This is a genomic window from Bradyrhizobium sp. ORS 278, assembly GCF_000026145.1.
Taxonomy (GTDB): Bacteria; Pseudomonadota; Alphaproteobacteria; order Rhizobiales; family Xanthobacteraceae; genus Bradyrhizobium.
In genome coordinates, this window is sequence record NC_009445.1 from 2681479 (window position 1) to 2707381 (window position 25903).

The window sequence follows — 25903 nt, forward strand, 5'->3', positions numbered from 1 at the left end:
GAAGCAATCCCGGGGCCCAGGATGCCGCCCCTGGATTGCTTCGTCGCTTCGCTCCTCGCAATGACGACGCATTTGAATTTCCGTCTCGCCGCTTCACGCAACCGACGCTGTTGGAACGGACGTCGCTGCCGGCTGGTTCACCGCGTGGCACGCGACGCCACCGATCAGCGCAGGCGCCTCTTGCCGGCACAGGTCGAACGCGAGCGGACAACGCGGGTTGAACGTGCATCCCGACGGCGGATTGATCGGATTGGGGATCTCGCCCTTGACCGGGATACGCTGGCGGCCGGACATCGACAAATCCGGCACCGCGCCGAGCAGCATCTTGGTGTAGGGCATGCGCGGATCGTTGAAGAGGGCGCGGCCTTCCGCGATCTCGACGATGCGGCCGAGATACATCACGCCGATGCGGCTCGCCATGTGGCGGACGACCGCGAGATTGTGGCTGATGAACAGATAGGTCAGGCCGAACTTGTCCTGCAGGTCGCGCATCAAATTGAGGATCTGCGCCTGCACGGAGACGTCGAGCGCCGAGGTCGGCTCGTCGCAGACGATGAAGTCGGCCTCGGAGGCGAGCGCGCGGGCGATGGCGATGCGCTGGCGCTGGCCGCCGGAGAACTCGTGGGGAAACTTCTGGCCGTCATCGGGATGCAGGCCGACCAGGGTCAGGAGCTCGCCGACGCGGTCCTTGATCTGCCGCTCGCCGTCGATGACGTTGAAGGCGCGGATCGGCTCGGCGATGATGCTGTCGACGCGAAAGCGCGGGTTGAGGCTGGCGTAGGGGTCCTGGAACACCATCTGGATCCGCCGGCGCAGCTTGCGCCGCGCGGCGCCCTGGCGCGCATCGGTCATCGACACGCCGTCGATGATCACCTCGCCCGAGGTCGGTGCGAGCAGCCCGACCACCATGCGCGCGACCGTGGTCTTGCCGGAGCCGGACTCGCCGACCAGGGCAAAGGTCTCGCCCTTGCGGATGCCGAAGCTGACGCCGTCGACCGCCTTTAAGAACTCCTGCGGCTGGCGCTCGATCACGCGGTTGAGCCAGGGCTTCGAGACGTCGAACACCCGGCGCAGATTCTTGACCTCGACGAAATCGCTCATGCCGCGGTCTCCGTCGCGCGATCATAGAGATGACAGGCAACGGCTTGCGTGCCGTGGCGCAGCGGCTCCGGCCGGTCGATGCGGCAGCGGTCGAAGGCGAAGCTGCAGCGCGGATTGAACGAGCAGCCCGGCGGGATGGCCGAGAGCCGCGGCATCGCGCCTGGGATCTGCACCAGCCGCTTGTCGTCGCCCGCGAGCGTCGGGATCGCGCCCATCAAGCCTTTGGCGTAGGGGTGCAGCGGGTTCTTGATGACCTCCTGCACCGGGCCGATCTCGGCGACGCGGCCGGCATACATCACGGCCACGCGGTCGCAGGTTTCGGCGATCACGCCCATGTCGTGGGTCACCAGCATCACGGCGGTGCCGTGGTCGCGGCCGAGCCGCTTGATCAGCGAGATGATCTGCGCCTGCACCGACACGTCGAGCGCGGTGGTCGGCTCGTCCGCGATGATCAGTTCCGGCTCGGCGCACAGCGCGAGCGCGATGACGACGCGCTGGCGCATGCCGCCGGAGAATTCGTGCGGATAGCCGTCGATGCGCTTCTCAGGGGCGGGAATGCCGACCTCGGCGAGCAGGTCGATCGCGCGCTTGCGCGCCTGCTGGTCGGTGAGGCTGGTGTGGGTTTTGATCGTTTCGACGATCTGGTCGCCGACGCGGTACAGCGGATTGAGCGAGGTCAGCGGATCCTGGAAGATCATGCCGATGCGTTTGCCGCGCACCTTGCGCATCTCCTCCGGCGGCAGGTTGTCGATACGCAGGCCGGACAGCAGGATCTCGCCCCCGGAAATGCGGCCGGGGCGGTCGATCAGGCCGATCACGGCGAGGCCGGTGACGGACTTGCCGGCGCCGGATTCGCCGACCACGCCGAGCACCTCGCCCTTGGCGATGTCGTAGGAGACGCCGTCGATCGCGCGCAAGGTGCCGCGCCGTGTCTCGAACTCGACCTGCAGATTGCTCACGGACAGAACGGGGGCGGTCATGAGGTCCAAGCCTTCGGGGTCAAAGCCTTCATACGAATGAACGGGATCATCGCAGTTTCGGGTTGAGCGCGTCGCGCAGCCAGTCGCCGAGCAGGTTGATCGCCAGGATCAATCCGGCCAGCGCGAGTCCGGGGAAAGCGACGATCCACCATTCGCCCGCGAACAGATAGTTGTTGCCGATGCGGATCAGGGTTCCGAGCGAGGGCATCGTCTCCGGCATGCCGGAGCCGAGGAACGACAAGGTCGCCTCGGTGATGATGGCGAGGGCCAGGTTGATCGTCGCGATGACCAGCACCGGACCGGTGGTGTTGGGCAGCACGTGGCGCAGCATGATGACAGGCGCCGGCAGGCCGATCAGCTGCGCGGCGGCGACATAGTCCTTGTTCTTCTCGACCAGCACCGAACTGCGCACCGTCCGCGCATATTGCACCCAGAACGACAGGCCGATCGCGAGCACCAGCACGCCCAGCATGCTCAGCCAGTCCAAATGATTGCCGGAGACGGACTTGGCGATGCCGTTGACCAGCAGCGCGATCAGGATCGGCGGGAAGGTCAGCTGCACGTCGGCGATGCGCATGATCACGGTGTCGACACGACCGCCGAAATAGCCCGCGACCAAGCCGAGCCCGATGCCGAGCGCGCCGGAGAACACGACGCCCAGAATGCCGACGAGGAGTGAGATCCGCAGGCCGTAGAGGATGGCGGAGAGCACGTCGCGGCCCTGCTCGTCGGTGCCGAGCAGGAACGGGCTCTGGCCGTCGGCGGTCCACAGCGGGGAGATGCGCGAGTTCAGAAGCTGCAGCTGCGCCGGATCGAACGGGTTCTGCGGCGACAGCAGCGGCGCGAAGATCGCGAGAAGGAAGAACAGCAGCGTGATGATCGCGGCGGCCACCGTCAGCTTGGACCGGCGGAACGAGTAGAACAGGTCGCTCGCGAGCGCGCGCTTCAGCCAGCCGTCGCTGGTGGCGCGCGGCGCTTGAACGGGAGTGGGATGGGGGAGGGCTGCGTCGCTCATGATCAGGCCGGACGGCTGATGGTCGCGCGCAGGCGCGGATCGACCACGGTGTAGAGGATATCAACCACGAGATTGATGGTGACGAAGATCAGCGACACCATCATCAGGTACGCCGCCATGATCGGGATGTCGACGTTCTGCACCGCCTGCACGAATAACAGGCCCATGCCCGGCCATTGGAACACCTGCTCGGTAATGATCGAGAACGCGATCACCGATCCGAACTGCAGGCCGACCACGGTGATGACCGGAACCAGCGTGTTGCGCAGCGCATGGCCGAAATGGATCGCGCGTGTTGTCAGGCCTCGCGCGCGCGCGAAGCGGATGTAGTCGGTGCGCAGCACTTCCAGCATCTCGGCGCGGACGAGACGCATGATCAAGGTCATCTGGAACAGGCCGAGCGTGATCGACGGCATGATCAGCGCCTTCCAGCCGGAGAGCGTCAGCAGGCCGGTCGACCACCAGCCGAGCTTCACGACGTCGCCGCGGCCGAACGATGGCAGCCAGCCGAGCGTGACCGAGAACAGGTAGATCAGCAGAATGCCGATCAGGAAGGTCGGCAGCGAGATGCCGATCAGCGACACCATCTGGAACAGCTTTGCCAGCAGCGAGTCGCGGCGCAGCGCGGAGAACACGCCCATGATGATCCCGAAGACCAAGGCCAGGATGGTCGCGCAGACGGCGAGCTCCAGCGTCGCGGGCATGCGCTCCTTGAGGAGATCGGAGACCGGCTGGCGGAATTGGTAGGACACGCCGAACTTGAACTGCGCGGCATCGAACAGGTATCGGCCGAACTGCACGATGAAAGGATCGTCGAGGCCGAGGGACTGGCGGATCTGGGCGCGTTCCGCCGCCGAAGCGTCGATCGGCACGAGCTGGCTGACGGGATCGCCGGCGAAGCGGAACATCGCGAACGCGATTATCCCGACGGCGATCATGACGCCGATGGCCTGAATTGCTCGGCGAAGCGTGAAGGCGAGCATCTGGTCCTTTCAGTCCTCTCGATCGCGCGGCGGGTAGCACCTGCCGTGGAAAATGAAAAGTCCCGAAAAGCAGTTCTGCTTTCCGGGACTTTGGGTCGTCGGGCGAACTACTCGGTCTTGTTGGCCCAGAACATCAGCACGGCGTTGTCGGCGCGCAGCGGGATCTTGACCTTCTTCGACACGCCCCAGGCCACGGCCTGCTGATGCAGCGGGATGTAGCCGTAGTCCTTGATGCCGATCTCGAAGGCCTGCTTGATCAGCTGATCGCGCTTCGCCGGGTCGGCTTCGACCAGGACCTTGTCGGTGAGCGCGTCGAACTCCTTGTTGCAGTAGTTGCCGAGATTGGCCTCGCCGCGGGTCGGATCCTTGGCGTCGTCACGGCAGCCCATGATGTCGTGCATCACGTTGTGCGCGTCCATCGACGAGGGCGTCCAGCCGAGCAGGAAGAAGGAGGTGTTGTAGCCGCCGGGCTTCAGCACCTTCGCGAAATACTGCGCCTTGGGCTGCGCGTTCAGGTTCACCTTCACGCCGATGCGCGCCAGCATGCCGACGACGGCCTGGCAGATCGCGGCGTCGTTGACGTAGCGGTCGTTCGGGCAGTCCATGCCGACCTCGAAGCCGTCGGGATAGCCGGCCTCGGTCAGGAGCTTCTTGGCCGCGTCCGGATCGTATTTCGGACGGGTGAAGTCCTTCGACAGCGAATACAGCTGCGGCGCGATCATCAGCGCCGACGGCGTCGACAGGCCGCGCATGACTCGGGTCTTGATCAGCTCGACGTCGATGGACTTGTAGAACGCCTCGCGGACACGGATGTCCTTGAACGGGTTCTTGCCCTTGACGTTGGAGTAGAGCAGCTCATCGCGCGTCTCGTCCATGCCGAGGAAGATCGTGCGCAGCTCGGGTCCCTTCAGGACCTGCGCATTCGGGCTGGAATCGACACGGCCGATGTCCTGCACCGGAACCGGCTCGATGATGTCGACCTCGCCGGAGAGCAGCGCCGCGACGCGCGTCGCGTCCGAGGAAATGGTCGTGAACACGATCTCCTTGAGATTATGCTCCGGCTTGCCCCACCAGTTCGGGTTGACCTTGAAGACGGTCTTCACGCCCGGCTGATGGCTCTCGATGATAAAGGGACCGGTGCCGTTCTCGTGCAGCGAGGCGTAGCTCGGCGTGGTCGCGGAGACCGGGGTCGGCGCGACCGCGTTGTTGTCCTCGCACCACTTCTTGCTCATGATGAACCACGTATCCCATTGCGAGATCAGAATGGGATTGGGCGCGTCGAGCTTCACGTCCACCGTGTAGTCGTCCACCTTGATGAACTTGGCGTCCGGCGGAACGTTGGACAGAAAGTTGGAGCCGGTGGCGCGGACGCGGTCGGCGGAGAAGATCACGTCGTCGGCGGTGAAGGGTTCACCATTGTGGAACTTGACACCCTTGCGCAGATGAAAGCGCCAGCGGGTCGGCTCGGGCGTTTCCCAGCTCTCGGCAAGGGCCGGAATGATCTTGAGATCCTTGTCGCGCGCCGTGAGCCCTTCATAGACGTGCGCGTGATGCGCAATCGTGGTTGATTCCTTGAAGGTGTAGGGATCGAGCGACTTCAGGGTGCCCTGGTTGGCATAGCGCAGGGTCTGGGCCGAAGCCGGCATGAGGGAGAGGCCGAAGGCGACCGCTGCGGCGATGAGCAGGGATTTGCGTCCCGACATATGTCCAAATTCTCCGCGTTTGACGCTTGGTTTTTTGGCAGGCGTCTGGGTCCCGCCTGCCTTGCTTCGAAGTTCGTGATGTCTGCAGCGCCTCTTGCACGAACTTCAAGAAGCAACAAGACGCCGGGCGATGTGCTTGCAAGTCTGATGCCGTGCTGGAACGAACTGATCCCAAGCTTCTGTAGGACCGCGGCACGCCGATCGCGATGATGTTGCCAGAATTCAGCAGCGGCACACAAGGGCACTTTGTTTAAGCCTAAACGATATGGTTATCCCCGGGGATCTCGATTTGCAGTGCACGCGCCGCCTTCGAACGACACGACCGGTCCGCCGGATCAGGGTTGACCATGTCCCGGGAATTGCGCACCTGCAGCAACGCGCCGCTTGCTAGAGGGGGGGCGGGGCGGTGATACTGGGCTCTCTCCACCCGGGCTCCGGGATGAGTGTCCCGTGGTAACGGGACCCGGCTGGAGTGGCGTTGGGGTGGCTTGAACAGGGCGGAGCGGACATGAAAGTCAACATCGAGATCGATTGCACACCGCTCGAGGCGCGGCAGTTTATCGGACTTCCCGACCTCGGTCCGATGCAGGCCGCGGTCATGGACCGGCTGCAGCATCAGATGACGAGCAACATCGACAAGCTGACCCCCGAAGCGATCATGCAGAGCTGGTTCAACTTCGATCCCCGCCTGGCCGAGCGGTTCCAGGACCTGATGCTGACGATGGCCGGCCTCGGCGGCAGCCGCTCGAGCTCCAGCGACAAGAAGTCCGCCTGACGGGGCAGTGATCGCGGATTTCGCTGCGCGGAACTGATCCCGCATCGAAAGCGGCGAAAGCGACCGAGGCGTCTTCACGCCGCGTCATCGAGCGTGCACCATGCCGCCTGCCAGAACCGGGCAGCCAAGCCCGGCAGAGCAGCTTCACGGGAGGACGCATGACCGATCCGACATCGATGCCGCCGCTGCAATACGCGACCACCAATGGCATTCGGATGGGCTATTACGAGGCCGGTCCTGCAACCGACCATCCGCCCATGATCCTCTGCCACGGCTGGCCGGAGCTGGCCTTTTCCTGGCGGCACCAGATCAAGGCGCTGGCGGAGGCGGGCATCCGCGTCATCGCGCCGGACCAGCGCGGCTATGGCGCCACCGACCGGCCGGAGCCGGTCGAGTCCTACGACCTCGAGCATCTCACAGCTGACCTGGTCGGGCTGCTCGATCATCTCGAGATCGACAAGGCGATCTTCGTCGGCCACGACTGGGGCGGATTCGTCGTCTGGCAGATGCCGCTGCGCCATCCGGACCGCGTCGCCGGCGTGGTCGGCATCAACACGCCGCATCTGCCGCGCGCGCCCGCCGATCCCATTGCGATCATGCGCAAGCGCTTCGGTGAGATGATGTACATCGTCCAGTTCCAGGACCCGGCCCGCGAGCCGGATCGGATTTTCGGCAGCCGCGTCGAGCAGACCTTCGACGCCTTCATGCGCAAGCCGCTGCCGCGCGGCGACGCGCCGTCGACCGAGCCGCAGGCGGGCGGGATCGCGGCGTCGCCAACCCTGAACCTGGCCTTTCCGCAGACGATCGCGGCCTATGACGCATCGAAGGACACGCGGCAGCCGATCTTGTCGGCGGCGGAGAAGCGCGTGTTCGTCGAGACGTTCTCGCGCACCGGCTTCACCGGCGGCATCAACTGGTATCGCAACATGACCCGCAACTGGCAGCGCTCCGAGGGGCTCGACCACACGGTGCGGGTGCCGTCGCTGATGATCATGGCCGAGAACGACGCCGTGTTGCCGCCGTCGGCCGCCGACGGCATGGAGAAGCTGGTGCCGGACCTGGAGAAGTATCTCGTCCGCGACAGCGGCCATTGGACCCAGCAGGAGCAGCCCGAGGAGGTCAGCGCCAAGCTGATCGAATGGCGGCGACGGAGGTTCGGGTAGGGACGGGCCAGCTGGTTGACGGGCGAGGACATGAGATCGCTTGGTGAAAGCCAAAGGCCGAGCCCAACATTCGGGGTCGTGCCGGACAAGCCTGCCGACGCAACGCGTCGGCGGGCGCCGATCCGGGATCCATAGCCACTGACCCCCGCGGTGAAAGCGGGCTGGAGCCAACGCGCGTCGCAACCACGAAGGTCGGTGGGTATGGGTCCCGGCGTTCGCCGGGACGACCAGCTGAGGGTATGGCGAGCGGCTGGGCCTACGTCAGACGGATCGCTACGCCGCCTGCGCATTCGCGCCATGAGCGTGGTCGGCGATGGCGGAGATGATCTGCGGCCAGGTCGGAATCGGGATGGCGTGGCCCATGCGCTCGATCATCAAGAGCTTGGCGTTGGGGATCGACTCCGCCGTGTCGGTGCCGGCCGAGTGATGCACCAGCGGGTCGAGCTTGCCGTGGATGACGAGCGTCGGTGCCGTCACCTGGTGCAGCCGCGGCTTGCGGCTGCCGGAGGCCAGGATTGCCCGCAACTGACGGCCGACACCCGCCGGGTTGAGGCCACGGGCGAAACAGCGCTCGGCCAGCGCCACGTCGCGCGCCTCGTCCTCGGGGAAGGAGCCGGCGCGCAGCGCCTTCCAGGTCTTCTGGAAGCGCTTGATGTACTCGTCCCTGGTCCGGGGCGGCGGCGCCATCAGCAGCATCGCAACCTCGCGGGTCGGCGGCGGAATCCGCGGATTGCCTGTTGTCGACATGATCGAGGTCAGCGAGCGCACGCGATGCGGGAACGAGATCGCGACCTCCTGGGCGATCATGCCGCCCATCGAGGCACCGACCAGATGCGCCGACTTGATGTCGAGGGCGTCCATCAGGCCGACCGTGTCCTTGGCCATGTCGAGGATCTTGTAGGGCGCCGAGACCGGGATGTTGAAGAAGCGCAGCTTGAGCAGCTCGAACGGTGTGATCCGCCGCCCGCCATGCAGATGGCTCGACTGGCCGATGTCGCGGTTGTCGAAGCGGATGACGCGAAAGCCGCAGGCGGCGAGCTGCTCGCAGAACGCGTCGTCCCAGATGATCATCTGCCCGCCCAGGCCCATGATCAGCAGCAGCGGGGGCGCCGAGGGATCACCGAAGATCTCGTAGCAGATGTCGATCCCGTTGGCGCGAACGGTCTGCGGCGGCTGGTGGGCAATGGCAGTCATGGTGATCCCTCGTTCAAGGCCAACCTGCCCTCTATGGCATGGTCCCGCCGCTGCAGAGAAGCGGGCTCGGATGATCCTCCCGCATCGCAGCAAGGGCGTGCTATGATAGGTTGTGTTTGAGTCTTGTGTTGGCCTGAAGGAGCGTCCCGATGACGAACAAATCCGGCGACCCGATTGCATTCTGGCAGCAGATGGTCGGTGACATGCAGAGGAGCTTCACGGCCTTCACGCGGCTGCGCCCGATCGGTGGGGCGATCCGCACCTCCGATGATCCCGCAACTTCTGGAAACGGACAGAAGCCCATGGCCGATCTGATGGAAAACTACTTCGCCGGCATGAACGTGCCGAGCCGCGGTCAGCTGACCGTATTGAACGAGCGGCTGACCTCGATCGAAAGCGAACTGGCCGAGACGCGGGCGCTCCTGAAGGAGCTCTTGGCCAGCAGGGTCGCGCCGCCGGCACCGGCTGCCGATCCCACCCCGAAGCTCAACGAGATCAAGGGGCTGATCGATACGCTTGTCGCCGCGTCCAAGCTGCCGCCGCCGGTGGTTCCAACACCGGCGGACGTCACGCCAAAGCTCAGCGAGATCAAGACATTGCTCGACGCTCTTGTCGCCGCCTCGAACACTCCGCAACCCGCGGCGACGCCCGCCGTTGATGTCACGCCTCAGTTGAGCGAGATCAAAGCGTTGCTCGACCAGATCCTGAAGTCTGTGCAGGCGCCGACCCCGGCGGCGGCCCTTGAGACCGATCTGCGCGAGATCCGGAACGCGATCGACGCGTTGACGAAATCCTCCCCGCCGGCCGAGGGCGAGGCCCCCTCGATCGAAGCTGCACCGCGCGCGGCCGAGCCTGTCCGGCACGGCAAGCGCAACAAGAAGCACGGCGGCATGCCTGATCGGAACCCGGGTCCGCGCCAGGACGTTCCGTCCGGCAGCTGAGGGTGATCGGCTCTCTGCAGACGCCTTCATTATTACGATTACGCACCCCGCAATGGTGCAATGCAACATAATTGTTGCGATGCACCATGTGGAGTGATATGGTCGAACTACTCCGGTTTCATAGGGACGGAGCGAGAGCCCATAGCTCAAACGAGGATGGAGACGACCATGACCACCGAAACCAATACCGTGTTCGACACCGTGAAAGATGCCTTTGCGCCGGTGACCGACGCGTTCAAGAACCTGCAGACCATGGAAGTGCCGGAATCCGCGCGGGAGTTCGTCAAGAAGACCGCGTCGACCGCCAAGGAGCGCGCTGCGGAGGCCCTCGCCGGCTCCGAGAAGGTGACTTCGGCAATCGAGACCGCCGTGTTCGACGGCGTCACAGAAGCCGGCAAGATCACGCGCAACATCCAGCAGGCGCTGTACCAGGACACCGAGGCGTTCTTCGACGGCCTGGACAAGCTGGCGTCGGCCAAGTCGATCAGCGAAGCCGTTGCGATCCAGGGTGAGCTGGCCCGGGCCCGCGGCGAAGCGCTCGTCGCCCGCGCCAAGTCGACCAGCGAGTATGTCGGCAAGCTCGTCACCGAGGGTGCCAAGCTTGCCCAGGAGAACATGGCCAAGGCTTACAACAAGACCGCCTGATCGGGCTTCCCGGTTCAGTCGATCGCTCCTGCGAGGCCCGCTTTCGGCGGGCCTTTCCTTTTGTGATCGGGCGAAACCGGCTAAGCCTGCGCCATGCCGCAGCCGCTGTCCCGCATCGTCGACCAGCTGAAGAGCGAGCCGTCGCGCACGGGCTCGCTGATCATCACCGTGTTCGGCGACGCCATCGTGCCGCGCGGCGGCAGCGTCTGGCTCGGCACCCTGCTGGCCTTCTTCGAGGGGCTCGCCATCGATGGCAGCGTGGTGCGCACCGCGATGTCGCGACTGACGGCGGAGGGCTGGTTCGAGCGTACCAAGAGCGGCCGCAACAGCTTCTATCGCCTGACCCGGCGCGGCGAGCAGACCTTTGCCGGCGCCACCCGCCACATCTACGATTCGCCGCCGGGGGAATGGAACGGCAGCTTCGAGCTGGTCATGATCGGCAGCGCCGACGACCGCGAGCAGGCGCGGACCGCGTTGCGCGATGCCGGCTTCGGCAGCCCGCTGCCGGGTGTGTTCGTGGCGCCCTCCGGCGTCGCCGTGCCGGACGTGGTGGAGGGCGCGATCCGGCTGCAGGCGTCGGCCGGCTTCGACATCGCGCGCCGGCTGGTCGCCGAAAGCTGGGCGCTGGAACGGACGGCGGATGCCTACCGCAAGTTCAGCGCGTCCTTCGCGCCGCTCAAGGCCAGCATCGCCCGCGGCGAGGCGCTCACCGATGGCCAGGCGTTCACCGCCCGCATCCTGCTGATCCACCACTACCGTCGCATCGTGCTCCGCGATCCGCTGCTGCCGGCCGAACTGCTGCCGGAGAACTGGCCGGGCCGGCAGGCAAGGGCGCTGTGCGCCGAGATCTACCGGCTGCTGCTGCCGGGCGCGGAGCGCTGGCTCGACGCGCACGCGACCAATGAGGAGGGCGCATTGCCGGCCGCCGGCGCGGCGCTGGAACGGCGGTTTGCGGACGCGCATGAGGAACGCTGATATATTACGGAATTCGATTGCATCTCTCGAATTTTGTAATATGTTGGCGGCAACCAAGTCCTGGGAGGACGCCGCCGCATGTACACGCAGGCGCTTAATTCGCCCGAGGAGGGCAGCCACGCCGAGGACGCCGGGCGCGCCTCGCGCTTCCAGGCGCGCATCGATGCCGAGGAGCGCATCGAGCCGAACGACTGGATGCCGGCCGCCTATCGCAAGACGCTGGTCCGGCAGATTTCCCAGCACGCTCATTCCGAAATCGTCGGCATGCTGCCCGAGGGCAACTGGATCACCCGCGCGCCCAGCCTGCGCCGCAAGGCGGCGCTGCTTGCCAAGGTCCAGGACGAATGCGGCCACGGCCTCTATTTGTATGCCGCCGCCGAGACGCTCGGCGCCTCGCGCGAGGAGCTGGTCGACGCGATGCTGGCCGGCAAGGCCAAGTACTCCTCGATCTTCAACTACCCGACCCTGACCTGGGCGGATATCGGCGTGATCGGCTGGCTGGTCGACGGCGCCGCGATCATGAACCAGATCCCGCTGTGCCGCTGCTCCTACGGCCCCTATGCGCGCGCGATGATCCGCGTCTGCAAGGAGGAATCGTTCCACCAGCGCCAGGGCTACGAGATCATGCTGACGCTCTGCCGGGGCACGGCCGAGCAGAAGGCGATGGCGCAGGACGCGCTGAACAGGTGGTGGTGGCCGGTGCTGATGATGTTCGGCCCGCCGGATCAGGCGAGCCAGCACAGCGACACCTCGACCAAGTGGAAGATCAAGCGCTTCTCGAATGACGAGCTGCGCCAGAAGTTCATCGATGCCACCGTGCCGCAGGCGCAGTATCTCGGGCTCACCATTCCTGATCCCGCGATGACGCAGGACGAGCAGGGCCATTGGCGCCACGGGCCGATCGACTGGAACGAGTTCAAGCAGGTGCTGGCCGGCAACGGCCCGTGCAACCGCGATCGGCTGGCGGCGCGGCGCAAGGCGCATGCCGACGGCGCCTGGGTGCGCGAGGCGGCAGCTGCCTACGCCGAGAAGCGCGCGCGGCGCCAGATGGCGCAGGCCGCCGAATAACAAGGGAGATCTGGAATGACGACGCCGAACACGCCGTTGTGGGAGGTCTTCATCCGCAGCCGCAACGGGCTCGCGCACAAGCATTGCGGCTCGCTGCATGCGCCCGACGCGACCATGGCGCTGCAGGCCGCGCGCGACCTCTACACCCGCCGCGGCGAGGGCCTGTCGATCTGGGTCGTGCCGTCGAGCGCGATCACCGCATCCGATCCCGCCGACAAGGGCATGATGTTCGAGCCGGCGGAGACGAAGATCTATCGCCACCCGACGTTCTACGAGGTGCCCGAGGAAGTCGGGCATATGTAGTAAATCCTCATGGTGAGGAGGCGCGCAGCGCCGTCTCGAACCATGAGGCCCGATATGGCTCGTAGCCCATCCTTCGAGACGCCCGCCTGCGGCGGGCTCCTCAGGATGAGGTCGAACGCGTGGCTCTAAGGCAGACACACCATGACCGCACCCTCGATCACCGTCTCCGAAACGCCGCTGGTGCTGTACACCTTGCGTCGCGCCGATGATGCGCTGATCCTTGGCCATCGTCTGTCCGAATGGTGCGGTCACGCGCCGATGCTCGAGGAGGACATGGCGCTGTCGAACATGGCGCTCGACCTGATCGGCCAGGCCCGTGAACTCTACGGCTACGCGGCCAAGGTCGAGGCCCGCGACAATGACGAGGACAAGCTCGCTTATCTCCGCGACGTCAGGCAGTACCGCAATCTGCTGCTGGTGGAGCGGCCCAATGGCGACTTCGCGCAGACGATGGTGCGGCAGCTGTTCTACGCCGCGTTCGCCGATGCGTATTGGCGCGGCATGATGGGCTCGACCGATGCGACCCTGGCGGCGATCGCCGCCAAGTCGGAGAAGGAGTGCGCCTATCATCTACGCCATGCCAGCGAATGGGTGATCCGGCTCGGTGACGGCACCGACGAGAGCCACGCGCGCGCGCAGGCCGCTGTTGATGATCTCTGGGCCTATACCGGCGAGATGTTCAGCGTCGACGAGGCCGAACGCGGTTTGATCGACGCCGGCATCGCGATCGATCCGACGATGCTGATGCCGGAATGGCTGTCGATCGTCTCGCGCGTCGCGCGCGAGGCGACGCTCGTGCTGCCGGAGAACGACTGGATGCAGCAGGGCGGCCGCGACGGGCGTCACAGCGAGCATCTTGGCCATCTGCTCAGCGATCTGCAATATATGCAGCGCAGCTTTCCCGGTGCGACATGGTAGTCGCGGACCTCAGCCCGGCCGAGCTGCGCCAGCGCGCCTGGGATGCGGCGGCGTCGGTCGCCGATCCGGAAATTCCGGTGCTGACGATCGACGATCTCGGCGTGCTGCGCGAGGTCGAGGTGGTCGGCGACCGCGTCGAGGTCGCGATCACGCCGACCTATTCGGGTTGCCCCGCGATGAACATGATCGCGCTGGAGATCGAGATCGCGCTGGAGCGCGCCGGCTTCCACGAGGCTCACATTCGCACCGTGCTGTCGCCGGCCTGGACCACGGACTGGATGAGCAAGCAGGGCCGGCGCAAGCTGCGTGACTACGGCATCGCGCCGCCGCAGCCGTCGAGCGGCCGCCGCGCACTGTTCGGCGTCGCCGCGGTGGCCTGTCCGCAATGCGGTTCTGATGACACCGAGCAGCTCGCTGAGTTCGGCTCGACCTCCTGCAAGGCGCTGTGGCGCTGCAAGGCGTGCCGCGAGCCGTTCGATTATTTCAAGTGCCACTGATATGACAGCCGTCATTGCGAGCGAAGCGAAGCAATCCAGGGCCACGCCCGGAGCCCTGGATTGCTTCGCTTCGCTCGCAATGACGCGGGGATAGAATCGATGTCGACAACGCCACGCTTCCATCGTCTTGCCGTCCGTGACTTGCGCCGCGAGGCGCCGGATGCGGTGTCGCTGACGTTTGCCATTCCAGGCGAGCTGGTCGACGATTATCGCTTCGCGCCCGGGCAATATCTCACGTTGAAGACCACGCTCGGCGGCGAAGAGGTCCGGCGGTCCTATTCGATCTGCTCCGGTCCCGATGACAACGAGATCCGCATCGCGGTGAAGCGCGTCGATGGCGGCGCGTTCTCCAGCTTCGTCACCGACGAATTGAAGCGCGGCGACGAGATCGACGTGATGACGCCGACCGGCCGCTTCGGCGTGGCGCTGCAGCCGGAGGCCGCGCGCACCCATGTCGGCTTTGCGGCGGGATCGGGCATCACGCCGATCCTGTCGATCGTCAAAGCCGTGCTGGCGCGCGAGCCGGACAGCCGCTTCTTCCTGTTCTATGGCAACCGCACCACCGCGGGCATGCTGTTCCGCGAGCAGCTCGAGGAGCTGAAGGACCGCTTCCTCGATCGCCTCTCGGTGTTCCACGTCATCTCCGGCGAGGAGCAGGATCTGCCGATTCTGCACGGCCGTCTCGACGGCGAGAAGGTGCGCCTGCTGTTGCGCTCGCTGGTGCCGGCCGAGGCTGTTGATCACGTCTTCATCTGCGGCCCCACCGGGATGAGCGAGGAGATCGAGGCCGCCTGCCGTGCGCTCGGCATCGCCGACGACCGCGTCCATGTCGAGCGCTTCGTCTCCGGCGCTGGCGGCAAGCCGCGGCCGAAGATCGTGGTGCCCGACTCCGCACCGCCGAAAGCGATCGCCGCCCTGATCATCGACGGCAAACGCCGCGAGGTGCCGGTCGCCGAGGGCGAGGCCATTCTCGACGCCGCGCTGCGCGCCGGTGTCGATTTGCCGTTCGCCTGCAAGGGCGGCATGTGCTCCACCTGCCGCGCCAAGCTCTCCGAGGGCAAGGCCGAGATGGAGCTGAACTACTCGCTCGAGCCGTGGGAATTGCAGGCCGGCTTCGTGCTGACCTGCCAGGCGAAGCCGGTGACGGAGCGGGTGGTGGTGGACTACGATCATATGTGAGAGGGCGTGTCCGCAATCTCGCTGCTGATAAAATATCGATGTGAGCACGCTCTCACGGCGGGCTCGGTGCAACCTCGCCCCGCTTGCGGAGAGAGGTCGGATTGCATCGTGAGATGCAATCCGGGTGAGGGGTACAGGTCTTTCCACGGACACTCCCGGCGCGTTTGCCCCTATCGACACCTCCCGTGCGGCTGCCCCTCACCCCAGCCCTCTCCCCGTAAGAACGGGGAGAGGGAGCGCAGCGCCGCTGGCGCGATATCTCGATTCCATTTTGGCGCGATCCATCACCCCATCGGTCTCTTATCCTTGATCCGCTTCGCCTTGCCCGCCGAGCGCTCCAGCGTGTCCGGCGGCACCGCCTTCACCTTGGCCGTCACGCCAATGGTGTTCTTGATATGGATCGAGATGCGCTCGGCGTGCTCGCCGAGCGCGTTCTCGTCCCAATGCTCTGGGCGCGATTCCGCGTAGATGGTCAGCTCGTCCATGCGGCCTTCGCGGGTCAGCTCCAGCATGAAATGGCCGCCGCACCATTCGGTGGTCAGCAGGATCTCCTCGATCTGCGACGGGAACAAATTGACGCCGCGCAGGATGATCATGTCGTCGGAGCGTCCCGTCACCTTCTCCATACGGCGCATGCCCGGGCGCGCCGTGCCCGGCAGCAACCGTGTCAAATCGCGGGTGCGGTAGCGGATGACGGGAAAGGCCTCCTTGGTCAGCGAGGTGAACACCAATTCGCCCATCTCGCCGTCGGGCAGCACACGGCCGGTGTCGGGATCGACGATCTCCGGATAGAAATGATCCTCCCAGACGTGCAGCCCGTCCTTGGTCTCCAGGCACTCCTGCGCCACGCCGGGACCGATCACTTCCGACAGGCCGTAGATGTCGGTGGCGTCCATCGCGAATGCGTCCTCGATCTCGGCGCGCATCGCGTTGGTCCAGGGCTCGGCGCCGAAGATGCCGATCTTGAGCGAGCTCTGGCGGGGATCGAGGCCCTGGCGCTTGAACTCGTCGAGGATGGCCAGCATGTAGCTCGGCGTCACCGTGATGATCTCGGGGCGGAAATCGTTGATCAACTGCACCTGCCGCTCGGTCATGCCGCCGGAGATCGGCACGACGGTGCAGCCGAGCTCCTCGGCGCCGTAATGCACGCCGAGACCGCCGGTGAACAGGCCATAGCCATAGGCATTGTGGATGATCATGCCGCCGCGGCCGCCGGCGGCGCGGATCGAGCGCGCCATCACCGCCGACCAGGTCGCGATGTCGTTCTTGGTATAGCCGACCACGATCGGCTTGCCGGTCGTGCCGGAGGAGGCGTGCACGCGCACCAGCTGCTCGCGCGGGACGGCGAACATGTTGAACGGGTAGTTGTCGCGAAGGTCGGTCTTCACCGTGAACGGGAATTTGGCAAGGTCGGCGAGCTCATGGAAATCCGACGGATGCACGCCTGCCTTGTCGAACGCCCGTCGGTAATGGGCGACGTTGTCATAGGCATGTTTCAGCGACCAGGCGAGGCGCCTGGTCTGCAGTGCCATGATCTCGTCGCGCGAGGCGCGTTCGGTGGCGTCCATCTCGGGCACGTAGCTGCCCGCCGATTGATGCTTGGTCATGGGTGATGTCCTCCGGCGGATCAGCTTGCAGCTTCCGGCATGCCGGTCGAAACCAGCGTGCCGCCGATGCTGCGGGAATGGCCGCGAAACTCCGCGATCACAGTCTCCCCGGCGGTGACGCGGACGTCATAGATGCCGGAGCGGCCGCTGCGCGACACTTCTTGCGCGCGGGCGGTCAGGACGTCGCCGAGCTTGCCCGGGCGGATGAAGCTGATGCTGCCTTGCGCGGCCACCGTGCGGTCGTTGTGCGAGTTGCAAGCGAAAGCGAAGGCGGAATCCGCCAGCGTGAAGATGAAGCCGCCATGGGCGATGCCATGTCCGTTGACCATGTGCGGCTGGACCGTCATCTGCAGGGTCGCGCGGCCCGGACCGATCTCGACGATCTGCATGCCCAGCCCCTGGCTGGCGCGGTCGTCCTGCCACATCGCATCCGCGCAGGCGCGGGCGAGGGCGTCGGGAGAAAGGGGCGCCGCTTTGCTCATCGTCCGGCCTCCGGCCGCGCGCGAGCCAGGATCGGCGCATGAGGATGCGCTGGTGAAACCACGGCGTTCTCTCCCGGTGATGCTTGTTGGAACAAGCATTCTGAACTAGTTAAGCGCGTTATCGTGGCGAATATTCCGCGCGCGTCAAGCGAAAGAGCTGCTTGCGCAGCCCGCGTGCCGCCGCCTCTTTTCCGCAACCGGAAGGACTCCTTCGCGTGCCGGAAGCTGCTGATGTGGCCATCATGGCCGGCCTCGGGATTGGCCTCGTCTATGGCGTCGCCGGACTGCTCAGCGGCTTTTGCATGATGAGCAGCCTGCGCGGCTGGTGGGCCGATGGCGACGGCCGTCTGGTGCGCACCTACGCGCTCGCGATGGGCATCGCGGTCATCGCCACGCAGCTGCTCGCGGCCAATGGTTTTGTCGATCTCGGCAAGTCGATCTATCTGCAGCCGGCCTTCTCTGTGCCGCTGATGTTCGCCGGCGGCGTACTGTTCGGCTACGGCATGGTGCTGGCCAACGGTTGCGGCTCACGCGCGCTGGTGCTGCTGGGCCGCGGCAATCTCCGCTCCTTCGTCGTGGTGATCGTGCTGGCGATCGCGGCGGAGATGACGCTGAAGGGTCTGATCGCGCCGCTGCGGATCGTGCTGACGCAGGGGTCTCAGACCACTGCGACGGCGACGTCGCTGCCGGCGCTGCTCTCGTTCGGTGGCCTGCACGGCGTACCGGCGCGGCTGCTGCCGGCGCTGGCGATCGGCGGCGCGCTGCTGGTCTTTGCCTTTGCGCATGCGCCGTTCCGGCGTGCGCCGGGGCAGATGCTCGCGGGCCTCATCGTCGGTTTGCTGATCGCCGCCGGCTGGTTCGCAACCGGGACTCTTGGCGCTGACGATTTCAACCCTGTGCCGGTGGCGTCGCTGACCTTCGTCGCGCCGATCGCCGATGCCTTGCAATATGTGATGCTGTCGACCGGCTCGACGGTGAATTTCGGCATCGCCACCGTCGCCGGTGTGCTCGCCGGCAGTCTCGTCACCGCGATCGTCACGCGCCGCTTCAAGCTCGAAGGTTTTCATTCGCCGCAGCACATGCTGCGCTCGGCCGGCGGCGCCGCGTTGATGGGGGTCGGCGGCGTCATGGCGCTGGGCTGCTCGGTCGGGCAGGGGCTCACGGGATTGTCGACCCTGGCGCTGCCGTCGTTCGTGGCGGTGGGCGGGATCTTCATCGGCACGGCGGTGGGCTTGCGTGGGGCGCTGCGGGTGAGGCCGTTGAAGATCGAACCGCAGACGGCGCATTAGTTCAACTCCGTCACCCCCACCGTCATTCCGGGGCAATCGTCGATGCGCGCTCGCGCATCGGCGATTGAACCCGGAATCTCGAGCTGGTCGGATACGATCGCGAGATAATCTCGGGATTCCGGGTTCAAGGCCTGTCGGCCTTGCCCCGGAATCATGGTGGGTGGGACTAGGTCGAATGCTCACTCCACAGCGCGCGTGACGATGCGGATTTCGGAGGTCAGCGTGCGGTGCACCGGGCATTTGTCGGCGATCTCCATCAGCTTCTTGCGCTGCTCCGCATCGAGCGTGCCGTCCATGTGGATCTCGCGCTCGAGCTGATCGATCAGTCCGACCTTGGTCTCGCACTCCGCGCAATCCTCCGCGTGGATCTTGCTGTGGCGGAGCGTCACCGTGATCCGCTCGAGCGGCAGGAATTTGCGGTCGGCATAGAGCCGCATCGTCATCGAGGTGCAGGCGCCCAGCGCGGCGAGCAGCAGGTCGTAGGGGCCGGGGCCGGTATCCTGTCCGCCGACAGAGAGCGGCTCGTCGGCAGTGAGGCGATGCGGGCCGAGCGCGATGCTCTGCTGCAGCTTGCTGGATCGGGTCTCGCGCACGACCACGCCGCGCGGACCATCCGTGGCGGCGGGCTCAGGCACCGCCGGCGCGACGTAGCGGCTCGCCCAGCTCGCGATCACCTCGGCGATGTAGGCCGCGTCGACCTTGCTGCTGATCAGATGATCGGCATGGTCGAGCGATATGAAGCTCTTCGGATGCTTGGCGGCGACGAAGATGTGGGTCGCGTTGTCGATGCCCACGGTGTCGTCGACCGGCGAATGCATCACCAAGACCGCCTTGTGCAGATGCTTGACCTTGTCGAGCAGGCGCTGCTCGGCGACGTCGTCAAGGAACGAGCTGCTGATCCGGAACGGACGGCCCGCCAGCGATACCTCGGCCGAGCCGTCGCGGCGGATCGCCTCGAGACTGTCCTTGAACATGTCGGTGACATGCGCCGGATCGGACGGGGCGGCGATGGTCACCACCGCCTTCGCATCCGCGATGTCGCCGGCCGCGGCCAGCACGGCGGCGCCGCCGAGGCTGTGGCCGATCAGGATGGCCGGCGCCTGCCGGGTCTCACGCAGATGATCGGCGGCGCGGACGAGATCGGCGACGTTGGAGGAGAACGTCGTATTGGCGAAGTCCCCCTCGCTGGAGCCGAGGCCGGTGAAATCGAACCGGAGAACGGCGATGCCGTGTGCCGTCAGCGCCATCGCGATGCGGCGTGCCGCATGGGTGTCCTTGCCGCAGGAGAAGCAATGCGCGAACAGCGCATACGCCCGCGGCGCGCCGTCGGGCAGGTCGAGCGCCGCGGACAGTCGGTCGCCGCTTGCGCCATCGAATTGGAAACGTTCGGTCGGCATGATGTGATCCCCCATCGTTGCGTCCGCGCGCGGCGTTGACGCCGCATGATCTCATATTGTCATATATCAGATCGGGTCTGCATGTGTCGGTGCGTTGAAGTGATCGGCACCTGTCGTGCGGCCCCTGGATTGCTTCGCGTGCGCTCGCAATGACGCTGTGGCGGGCAGCGAACGCTCCAGGAACTCCGTCATCGCGAGCGCAAGCGAAGCGATCCAGGGGCTCAGCAATCACGCGATGACATCAGCAACGACACCCCGTGCTGCATCTGCATCAACTGCAGATATGATGGTGCCGTCTCGCGGCCGGTACGGCCCGAGTTGTGCAAATCGTCGCGCCTCTCACGAGCGAGCATGCCGACCGACGTGGATGGCCGGGACAGGCCCCGCCGTGACGACGTGGAGAGAGGCGGGCGCACAACGACGACCATCCATGCGACAACCACGCCGGAGAGGTCTGCAATCGCGGGACATGACGCAGCCGCGATCACTCCCGCTCAGGGATCAGCTCGATCACCTGTTCGCCGTTCCGGATCGCCGTCGGCAGGTCCTGGGCGACGAGATCGGAAATCCACTGGACCAGCGTGGGAAGGCTTTCCTCCTTGGCACGCCGGCGAAGCGGCGGCAGGTCGCGCTCGTGCGCGGTGCCGACCTTGATGTTGAGACGCTCATAGGGAATGTCGCCGTCGGGCGGCCGGTATCGCGCATCGAACAGACGGCGGCCGTGGCTGCGCACGAGATGGATGCGGATGCCGCCGAGATCCTGCGCGGTCAATGCGGCGAGGATGACGGAAGGCTTCAGCAGATACCCATAGCCCTTGGGGATCTTGCCGGTTTCTGAGGTGAACTCCATGCTGCGTCTCTGGCACGTTCGGATATCGCGGTGACCGCGCTTGGGGCGGAGCGATAGCATGCAGTCCGTAGGGTGGGCAAAGCGAAGCGTGCCCACCGTTCTTTTCTTTTCGGGGAAAGACGGTGGGCACGACGCTGCGCGTCTTTGCCCACCCTACAAGTCGGTTAACCCGTCACTCCGAATAGCGCTGTTCGGCCCAGGGATCGCCGCGGTTGTGATAGCCGCGGACTTCCCAATAGCCGGGCTTGTCGGCATCGAGAAACTCGATGGCCTTGAGCCATTTCGCGCTCTTCCAGAAATACAGATGCGGCACCACGACGCGCACCGGGCCGCCATGCTCGAGGGAGAGCGGTGCGCCGGACCAGCTGTGCGCGAGCAGCGCATCCTCGGCGGCGAAATCCTCCAGCGCGAGATTGGTGGTGTAGCCGTCATAGGAATGCAGCACGACGAAATTGGCTGTTTCGCGCGGGCGGCAGGCGGCGAGCAGGTCGCGTGTCGCGAGCCCCTCCCATTGATTGTCGTAGCGCGACCAGGTCGTGACGCAATGGATGTCGGAGACGAACTGGCGCTGCTCCTGGGCGAGAAAGGCCGACATGTCCCAGAACAGCGGATTTTCGACCGCGCCATAGACGTCGAGCCGCCAGCGCTCTGATGTGACCGACGGCGTCAGGCCGAGGTCGAGCACCGGCCAGTCGCGGGTCAGGTGTTGGCCCGGCGGCAGCCGCTCGTCCTCCGGCCGAACGATGCGGCCGGTGAGGAATTTGCCCTCGCGCGCCCAGCGTTCCTTGCTGCGGGTCAGCTTGCTCTCGGGCGGCAGCCCGGACTCGTCTGCCATCTCGGCACCCCGTCGATTTGAGCGGCTCACTCATGCCTGTGCATGGCGGACGCATGCTTGGTGTCGCGCATGGTCGCATAGATGAGCAGCGAGAGGAAGATCACGCCGGACAGGTAATAATAGAACCAGGTTTCGTGCCCGATGCTCTTGAAATAGAGCGCGATCGCCGGCGCGGTGCCGCCGAACAGCGACACGGTGATCGCGTAGGGCAGGCCGACGCCCAGCGCGCGGATGTTGGTCGGGAACAGCTCGGCTTTGACCACGGCATTGATCGAGGTGTAGCCGGCGGTGAAGATCCAGGCGCCGCAGATCAGCAGGAAGGCCGTGAACGGCTCCTTGGTGGCCTTGAGCGCGGTCAGGATCGGGATCGTCGACAGCGTGCCGGCGATGCCGAAGAAGATCAAGAGCGGCTTGCGGCCGATGCGGTCGGAGATCGCGCCGTACAGCGGCTGCAGCACGCAGGCGAACAGCAGCGAGCCGAAGATCACCATCGTGGTCTGGTCCTCGGTCAGGCCGACCGAGAGTTTCACGAAGGTCTGCATGTAGGTCGTGAATGTATAGAATGCCGCGGTGCCGCCGGCGGTGAGGCCGACGACGAGCAGCAGCTCGCGCGGATATCGGAACAGCGCGGCCATCGAGCTGGACGAGCCCGCCTTCTTCTTGGCCTCCACGAAGGCCTCGGTCTCGTGCAGATTGCGCCGCATCACCGCGACGAAGATCGCAAGACAGGCGCCGATGAAGAACGGGATGCGCCAGCCCCAGGCCTTCAGCTCGTCCGTGGTCAGAAACACCTTCTGCAGCAGCAGGAGCACGATGATCGCGGTGAGCTGGCCGCCGATCAAAGTGACGTATTGGAAGCTGGAATAGAAGCCGCGGTGCTTGGCGTCGGCGACTTCCGACAGATAGGTGGCGCTGGCGCCATATTCGCCGCCGAGGCTCAGCCCCTCGATCACGCGGGCGAGCGCCAGGATGATCGGCGCCGCGATGCCGATCGTGGCATAGGTCGGCGTCACCGCGATGATCAGCGAGCCGAAGCACATGCAGAGTACGGAGATCGTGAGCGACAGCCGCCGGCCATACTGGTCGGCGAGATAGCCGAACAGCCAGCCGCCGAGCGGGCGCATCAGGAAGGTGGCGGCGAACACCACCGCGGCGTTGAGCTGCTCGACGACCGGATCCTTCGAGGGGAAGAACGCCGGCGCGAAATACAGCGCGAACGCGGTGTAGGCATAGAAATCGTACCATTCGACGAGGTTGCCGGCGGAGCCGATCAGGATCGCCTTGATGCGGCGCTCGACGTCCGCGATCGACGTGGCGGGCTCTACGGCAGGCTCGATCGCCTGGTCTGTCATGTCCGGTCTCCGGGGCACGCGTGATTTTGCGGCCCTTCTACGGGAGCCGCCGGGATTGCCAATATGGAATAAGGGCGGGGGTCGTATGTTCCTTCGGGAGGAACTCGCCGGCTCTGGAGCGGATCCGTAGCCCGGATAAGCGTCAGCCGACGCGCTTCGGCGTCGGCGAAAGCGACATCCGGGTTCACCGGCGATAGCGCGTGAGAACCCGGATGTCGCGTCCGCCTTCGCCCTTCGGGCGATGGCTCCCGCTCATCCGGGCTACGATTTTGGTCCGCTCAGCCCTTCGGCGCGCGTGGGTCGATCGGGGTGGAGCTGCCGACGCCGAGGATGTCTTCCAGCACCTTGGCACCCGCGAGCAGGCCGGCGTCGTTGCGCGGGCGCGCGATCATCTGCAGGCCGACAGGCAGGCCGGAGGCCGTGAAGCCGCAGGGCAGCGACAGCGCCGGGCAGCAGGCGAGCGTGATCGCGTAGACGATGCCGAGCCATTGCACGTAATTGTCGAATGTGTGCCCGGCGCATTCGGCGACATAGCGGTTCTCGACCGGGAAGGGCGGCACGATCGTCGCCGGCGCCAGCAGCAGATCATAGGTCTCGAAGAACTTCACCGCGCGCGCGGTGATCGCCACGCGCTGTGCCTCGGCGCGCGCGATCTGCGCGACCGAAAGCTTCAGGCCTTCCTCGATGTTCCAGATCACTTCGGGCTTCAGCAGGTCGCGCTTGGTGCGCAGCAGCTCCTGCTTGCTCATCGCGAAGTCGAGCGCGCGCAGCACGTGGAAGCATTCATGCGCCTCGCTGAAATCAGGATGCGCTTCCTCGACGATCACGCCCAACTCAGAGAAGCGCTGCGCGGCCTTGCGGGTCACGGCGATCACTTCGGGGTCGACCGGCGTGATGCCGAGATCGGGCGAGTAGGCGATGCGCACTGGCTTCTTGCCGGAGCGGGCGGCGGACAGGAACGAGGTCGCGGGCGAGGGCAGCGAGATCGGATCGGCGGCATGCTCGCCGCTCATCGCATCCAAGAGCAGCGCGAGGTCCTCGACATTCCGGGCCATCGGGCCCTGGACGCCGAGGTTGCGGTCGACGGATGTGGCCGGCGTATGCGCGACGCGGCCGAAGCTCGGGCGCAGGCCGATGATGCCGCAGAAGCTCGCAGGATTTCGCAGCGAGCCGCCCATGTCCGAGCCATGCGCCAGCCAGGCCATGCCGGTCGCGAGTGCCACCGCGGCGCCGCCGGAGGAACCGGCGGCCGAGCGGGACGTGTCCCAGGGATTGCGCGTCGCGCCAAACACCTCGTTGAAGGTGTTGGCGCCGGCGCCGAACTCCGGCGTGTTCGACTTGGCGTAGATCACGCCGCCATTGGCTTCGAGATGCTCGACCAGGAGATCGGAGCGTTCCGGAATGCGGTCCTTGAAGATCGGCGAGCCCTGGGTGGTCAGCACGCCCTGGACGTCGGTGAGATCCTTGATCGGGATGGGCAGGCCGGCGAGCAGGCCGCGCTCATGGGCCGGCTTGCTCATCAGCGCCTTGGCGTGATCGCGGGCGCGGTCGAAGCACAGCGTTGGCAGCGCGTTGACCTTGTCGTCGACGACCTTGATGCGCGCTTCCAGCGCGTCGAGGCAATCGAGCGGCGTGATGTCGCCGGCCTTCAGCCTGTCGACGACGGCGCAGGCGGTCTCGCGGATCAATTCCTGGTCGGCCAAGGCGTGGTTCTCCTGATTGGAAGCGTTCCGGCGCCGTGCTGTAGACCACGTTTCGTCCGGTGTGGAAAGATCGCTGCGCTCAACCCCACCCCGCGCTGATGCCGCCATCGACGGTATAGATCACGCCCGAGGTGTAGCCAGCGCGGTCGGATGCCAGGAACGCCATCAGGTCGGCGATCTCTCTGGCGTGCGCGGGGCGGCCGAGCGGCAGGCCTTTCTGGAATTCCGTGTAGCGGCTTTCGTCGCCGAACTGCTGTTTGGCACGGGTCTTCAGCAGGGTGACGTGGCGGTCGGTGCCGACCGGGCCGGGATTGATGCCGACGACGCGGATGTTGTCGGCGAGGCTCTGGGAGCCGAGCGCGCGGGTGAAGGCCATCAGCGCCGCGTTGCCGGCGCTGCCGCAGATGTAGTTGAAATCGAACTTCTCTCCGGCCGCGCCGATGTCGTTGATGATCACGCCGGCGCCGCGCGCCTTCATCCGGGCGTAGACCAGCCGGGCGAGGTTGATGAAGCCGAATACCTTGAGGTCCCAGGCGTGCCGCCAGGTCGCCTCGTCGATCTTGTCGATCGGGCCGCCGGGAATGTCGCCGGCATTGTTGACGAGGATGTCGATGTCGGCGGCCTCCTGCGCGAGCCGCGCCACATCTTCGGATTTGCGCAGGTCGACGACGTGCGCCCTTGCGTCGATCTGGTGCGTCGAGCGCAGTTGCTCGACCAGCGCCGCGAGCCGGTCGCCGCTGCGCGCCGCAAGGCTGACATGACAGCCTTCCTCGGCGAACACCTCGGCCGCTGCGGCGCCGATGCCCTTGGAGGCGCCGGTGATGAGAACGCGCTTGCCGCGCAGATGAAGATCCATGGAGGGCTCTCGTTGAGGGGAGGGAAACCGGATTGTCTTGCGCGCCAGCCATGCGGTCAATCTTGCACCGCAGCGTTGCGCTTGCCTCCGGT

25 protein-coding genes are annotated in these 25903 nt (G+C 65.8%); 11 read left to right on the forward strand and 14 right to left on the reverse strand.

Features of this window, described 5'->3' with window-relative positions; genetic code table 11:
• Positions 1-93: 93 nt before the first annotated feature.
• The 5 genes from BRADO_RS11750 to BRADO_RS11770 form a co-directional block, all read right to left on the reverse strand.
• A complete protein-coding gene (locus BRADO_RS11750) occupies positions 94-1101 on the reverse strand; it encodes an ABC transporter ATP-binding protein (protein WP_041756398.1) in 1008 nt (335 codons plus the stop codon).
• On the reverse strand, positions 1098-2081 hold the full coding sequence (locus BRADO_RS11755) for an ABC transporter ATP-binding protein (RefSeq protein ID WP_011925541.1): 984 nt from the start codon (positions 2079-2081) through the stop codon (positions 1098-1100). Before BRADO_RS11755 ends, BRADO_RS11750 begins: the two co-directional genes overlap by 4 nt.
• 46 nt (positions 2082-2127) lie before the next feature.
• Entirely contained in the window at positions 2128-3096 is a 969-nt protein-coding gene (locus BRADO_RS11760) for an ABC transporter permease (RefSeq protein WP_011925542.1), read from the reverse strand.
• Positions 3097-3098: 2 nt separating this feature from the next.
• A complete protein-coding gene (locus BRADO_RS11765; RefSeq protein ID WP_011925543.1) occupies positions 3099-4079 on the reverse strand; it encodes an ABC transporter permease in 981 nt (326 codons plus the stop codon).
• Positions 4080-4186: 107 nt separating this feature from the next.
• A complete protein-coding gene (locus BRADO_RS11770; protein WP_011925544.1) occupies positions 4187-5782 on the reverse strand; it encodes an ABC transporter substrate-binding protein in 1596 nt (531 codons plus the stop codon).
• 508 nt (positions 5783-6290) lie between these two features.
• Here BRADO_RS11770 and BRADO_RS11775 point away from each other — a divergent pair.
• Together BRADO_RS11775 and BRADO_RS11780 are read left to right on the forward strand one after the other, a co-directional pair.
• Positions 6291-6557, forward strand: a complete 267-nt coding sequence (locus tag BRADO_RS11775) for a DUF6489 family protein (protein ID WP_011925545.1) — start codon at positions 6291-6293, stop codon at positions 6555-6557.
• A 158-nt stretch (positions 6558-6715) separates the two neighbouring features.
• Positions 6716-7720, forward strand: a complete 1005-nt coding sequence (locus tag BRADO_RS11780) for an alpha/beta fold hydrolase (protein WP_011925546.1) — start codon at positions 6716-6718, stop codon at positions 7718-7720.
• Positions 7721-7993: 273 nt separating this feature from the next.
• On the opposite strand, the gene BRADO_RS11785 is transcribed toward BRADO_RS11780, so the two are convergent.
• A complete protein-coding gene (locus BRADO_RS11785; protein WP_011925547.1) occupies positions 7994-8914 on the reverse strand; it encodes an alpha/beta fold hydrolase in 921 nt (306 codons plus the stop codon).
• 149 nt (positions 8915-9063) lie between these two features.
• On the opposite strand from BRADO_RS11785, the gene BRADO_RS11790 reads away from it, so the two are divergent.
• The 8 genes from BRADO_RS11790 to paaE all read left to right on the forward strand — a co-directional run bounded on the left by BRADO_RS11790 (position 9064) and on the right by paaE (position 15440).
• Positions 9064-9855, forward strand: coding sequence for a hypothetical protein (locus tag BRADO_RS11790; protein ID WP_011925548.1), 792 nt, complete (start codon positions 9064-9066; stop codon positions 9853-9855).
• 168 nt (positions 9856-10023) lie between these two features.
• Positions 10024-10500, forward strand: a complete 477-nt coding sequence (locus tag BRADO_RS11795) for a phasin (RefSeq protein ID WP_011925549.1) — start codon at positions 10024-10026, stop codon at positions 10498-10500.
• Positions 10501-10593: 93 nt separating this feature from the next.
• Positions 10594-11475: a phenylacetic acid degradation operon negative regulatory protein PaaX gene (paaX, locus tag BRADO_RS11800; RefSeq protein WP_011925550.1), complete on the forward strand. Its 882-nt coding sequence runs from the start codon at positions 10594-10596 to the stop codon at positions 11473-11475.
• A 78-nt stretch (positions 11476-11553) separates the two neighbouring features.
• A complete protein-coding gene (gene paaA, locus BRADO_RS11805; protein ID WP_011925551.1) occupies positions 11554-12543 on the forward strand; it encodes a 1,2-phenylacetyl-CoA epoxidase subunit PaaA in 990 nt (329 codons plus the stop codon).
• 15 nt (positions 12544-12558) lie between these two features.
• Positions 12559-12846: a 1,2-phenylacetyl-CoA epoxidase subunit PaaB gene (gene paaB, locus BRADO_RS11810; protein WP_011925552.1), complete on the forward strand. Its 288-nt coding sequence runs from the start codon at positions 12559-12561 to the stop codon at positions 12844-12846.
• 141 nt (positions 12847-12987) lie between these two features.
• Positions 12988-13764, forward strand: coding sequence for a 1,2-phenylacetyl-CoA epoxidase subunit PaaC (gene paaC, locus BRADO_RS11815; RefSeq protein ID WP_011925553.1), 777 nt, complete (start codon positions 12988-12990; stop codon positions 13762-13764).
• On the forward strand, positions 13758-14261 hold the full coding sequence (paaD, locus tag BRADO_RS11820) for a 1,2-phenylacetyl-CoA epoxidase subunit PaaD (RefSeq protein ID WP_011925554.1): 504 nt from the start codon (positions 13758-13760) through the stop codon (positions 14259-14261). The genes paaC and paaD overlap by 7 nt, the downstream gene beginning before the upstream one ends.
• Positions 14262-14360: 99 nt before the next feature.
• Positions 14361-15440 (forward strand): 1,2-phenylacetyl-CoA epoxidase subunit PaaE, encoded by a 1080-nt coding sequence (gene paaE, locus BRADO_RS11825; RefSeq protein ID WP_041756400.1) that lies wholly within the window; start codon positions 14361-14363, stop codon positions 15438-15440.
• A 284-nt stretch (positions 15441-15724) separates the two neighbouring features.
• On the opposite strand, the gene paaK is transcribed toward paaE, so the two are convergent.
• On the reverse strand, positions 15725-17047 hold the full coding sequence (gene paaK / locus BRADO_RS11830; RefSeq protein ID WP_011925556.1) for a phenylacetate--CoA ligase PaaK: 1323 nt from the start codon (positions 17045-17047) through the stop codon (positions 15725-15727).
• A gap of 20 nt (positions 17048-17067) precedes the next feature.
• Positions 17068-17529, reverse strand: a complete 462-nt coding sequence (gene paaI / locus BRADO_RS11835; RefSeq protein ID WP_011925557.1) for a hydroxyphenylacetyl-CoA thioesterase PaaI — start codon at positions 17527-17529, stop codon at positions 17068-17070.
• 242 nt (positions 17530-17771) lie between these two features.
• Between paaI and BRADO_RS11840 the strand changes: the two genes are divergently transcribed.
• A complete protein-coding gene (locus tag BRADO_RS11840; protein WP_011925558.1) occupies positions 17772-18818 on the forward strand; it encodes a YeeE/YedE family protein in 1047 nt (348 codons plus the stop codon).
• A 179-nt stretch (positions 18819-18997) separates the two neighbouring features.
• On the opposite strand, the gene BRADO_RS11845 is transcribed toward BRADO_RS11840, so the two are convergent.
• From BRADO_RS11845 to BRADO_RS11870, 6 genes are all read right to left on the reverse strand, one after another.
• A complete protein-coding gene (locus BRADO_RS11845) occupies positions 18998-20215 on the reverse strand; it encodes a bifunctional alpha/beta hydrolase/OsmC family protein (RefSeq protein WP_041757464.1) in 1218 nt (405 codons plus the stop codon).
• A 484-nt stretch (positions 20216-20699) separates the two neighbouring features.
• Positions 20700-21065: a hypothetical protein gene (locus BRADO_RS11850; protein WP_011925560.1), complete on the reverse strand. Its 366-nt coding sequence runs from the start codon at positions 21063-21065 to the stop codon at positions 20700-20702.
• A gap of 172 nt (positions 21066-21237) precedes the next feature.
• Positions 21238-21900 carry a sulfite oxidase-like oxidoreductase gene (locus BRADO_RS11855; protein WP_011925561.1) on the reverse strand — a complete coding sequence of 221 codons (663 nt, stop codon included), beginning with the start codon at positions 21898-21900 and terminating at the stop codon, positions 21238-21240.
• Positions 21901-21926: 26 nt separating this feature from the next.
• Entirely contained in the window at positions 21927-23252 is a 1326-nt protein-coding gene (locus BRADO_RS11860) for an MFS transporter (protein ID WP_041756402.1), read from the reverse strand.
• A 278-nt stretch (positions 23253-23530) separates the two neighbouring features.
• Complete coding sequence (locus BRADO_RS11865; protein ID WP_011925563.1) at positions 23531-24955, reverse strand: amidase; 1425 nt, start codon at positions 24953-24955, stop codon at positions 23531-23533.
• Between the two features lie 79 nt (positions 24956-25034).
• Positions 25035-25811: an SDR family oxidoreductase gene (locus tag BRADO_RS11870; RefSeq protein WP_011925564.1), complete on the reverse strand. Its 777-nt coding sequence runs from the start codon at positions 25809-25811 to the stop codon at positions 25035-25037.
• Positions 25812-25903: the final 92 nt, after the last annotated feature.

Bases quoted from the DNA above. Each gene is read 5' to 3' on its own strand.
- paaE (WP_041756400.1), top strand. From the start codon at position 14,361: ATGTCGACAACGCCACGCTTCCATCGTCTTGCCGTCCGTGACTTGCGC.
- paaA (WP_011925551.1), top strand. From the start codon at position 11,554: ATGTACACGCAGGCGCTTAATTCGCCCGAGGAGGGCAGCCACGCCGAG.
- paaB (WP_011925552.1), top strand. From the start codon at position 12,559: ATGACGACGCCGAACACGCCGTTGTGGGAGGTCTTCATCCGCAGCCGC.
- BRADO_RS11755 (WP_011925541.1), bottom strand. From the start codon at position 2,081: ATGACCGCCCCCGTTCTGTCCGTGAGCAATCTGCAGGTCGAGTTCGAG.
- BRADO_RS11760 (WP_011925542.1), bottom strand. From the start codon at position 3,096: ATGAGCGACGCAGCCCTCCCCCATCCCACTCCCGTTCAAGCGCCGCGC.
- BRADO_RS11795 (WP_011925549.1), top strand. From the start codon at position 10,024: ATGACCACCGAAACCAATACCGTGTTCGACACCGTGAAAGATGCCTTT.
- BRADO_RS11850 (WP_011925560.1), bottom strand. From the start codon at position 21,065: ATGGAGTTCACCTCAGAAACCGGCAAGATCCCCAAGGGCTATGGGTAT.
- BRADO_RS11790 (WP_011925548.1), top strand. From the start codon at position 9,064: ATGACGAACAAATCCGGCGACCCGATTGCATTCTGGCAGCAGATGGTC.
- BRADO_RS11870 (WP_011925564.1), bottom strand. From the start codon at position 25,811: ATGGATCTTCATCTGCGCGGCAAGCGCGTTCTCATCACCGGCGCCTCC.
- paaD (WP_011925554.1), top strand. From the start codon at position 13,758: ATGGTAGTCGCGGACCTCAGCCCGGCCGAGCTGCGCCAGCGCGCCTGG.
- paaK (WP_011925556.1), bottom strand. From the start codon at position 17,047: ATGACCAAGCATCAATCGGCGGGCAGCTACGTGCCCGAGATGGACGCC.
- BRADO_RS11750 (WP_041756398.1), bottom strand. From the start codon at position 1,101: ATGAGCGATTTCGTCGAGGTCAAGAATCTGCGCCGGGTGTTCGACGTC.
- paaC (WP_011925553.1), top strand. From the start codon at position 12,988: ATGACCGCACCCTCGATCACCGTCTCCGAAACGCCGCTGGTGCTGTAC.
- BRADO_RS11765 (WP_011925543.1), bottom strand. From the start codon at position 4,079: ATGCTCGCCTTCACGCTTCGCCGAGCAATTCAGGCCATCGGCGTCATG.
- paaX (WP_011925550.1), top strand. From the start codon at position 10,594: ATGCCGCAGCCGCTGTCCCGCATCGTCGACCAGCTGAAGAGCGAGCCG.
- BRADO_RS11780 (WP_011925546.1), top strand. From the start codon at position 6,716: ATGACCGATCCGACATCGATGCCGCCGCTGCAATACGCGACCACCAAT.
- paaI (WP_011925557.1), bottom strand. From the start codon at position 17,529: ATGAGCAAAGCGGCGCCCCTTTCTCCCGACGCCCTCGCCCGCGCCTGC.
- BRADO_RS11840 (WP_011925558.1), top strand. From the start codon at position 17,772: ATGGCCGGCCTCGGGATTGGCCTCGTCTATGGCGTCGCCGGACTGCTC.
- BRADO_RS11855 (WP_011925561.1), bottom strand. From the start codon at position 21,900: ATGGCAGACGAGTCCGGGCTGCCGCCCGAGAGCAAGCTGACCCGCAGC.
- BRADO_RS11860 (WP_041756402.1), bottom strand. From the start codon at position 23,252: ATGACAGACCAGGCGATCGAGCCTGCCGTAGAGCCCGCCACGTCGATC.
- BRADO_RS11770 (WP_011925544.1), bottom strand. From the start codon at position 5,782: ATGTCGGGACGCAAATCCCTGCTCATCGCCGCAGCGGTCGCCTTCGGC.
- BRADO_RS11785 (WP_011925547.1), bottom strand. From the start codon at position 8,914: ATGACTGCCATTGCCCACCAGCCGCCGCAGACCGTTCGCGCCAACGGG.
- BRADO_RS11845 (WP_041757464.1), bottom strand. From the start codon at position 20,215: ATGCCGACCGAACGTTTCCAATTCGATGGCGCAAGCGGCGACCGACTG.
- BRADO_RS11775 (WP_011925545.1), top strand. From the start codon at position 6,291: ATGAAAGTCAACATCGAGATCGATTGCACACCGCTCGAGGCGCGGCAG.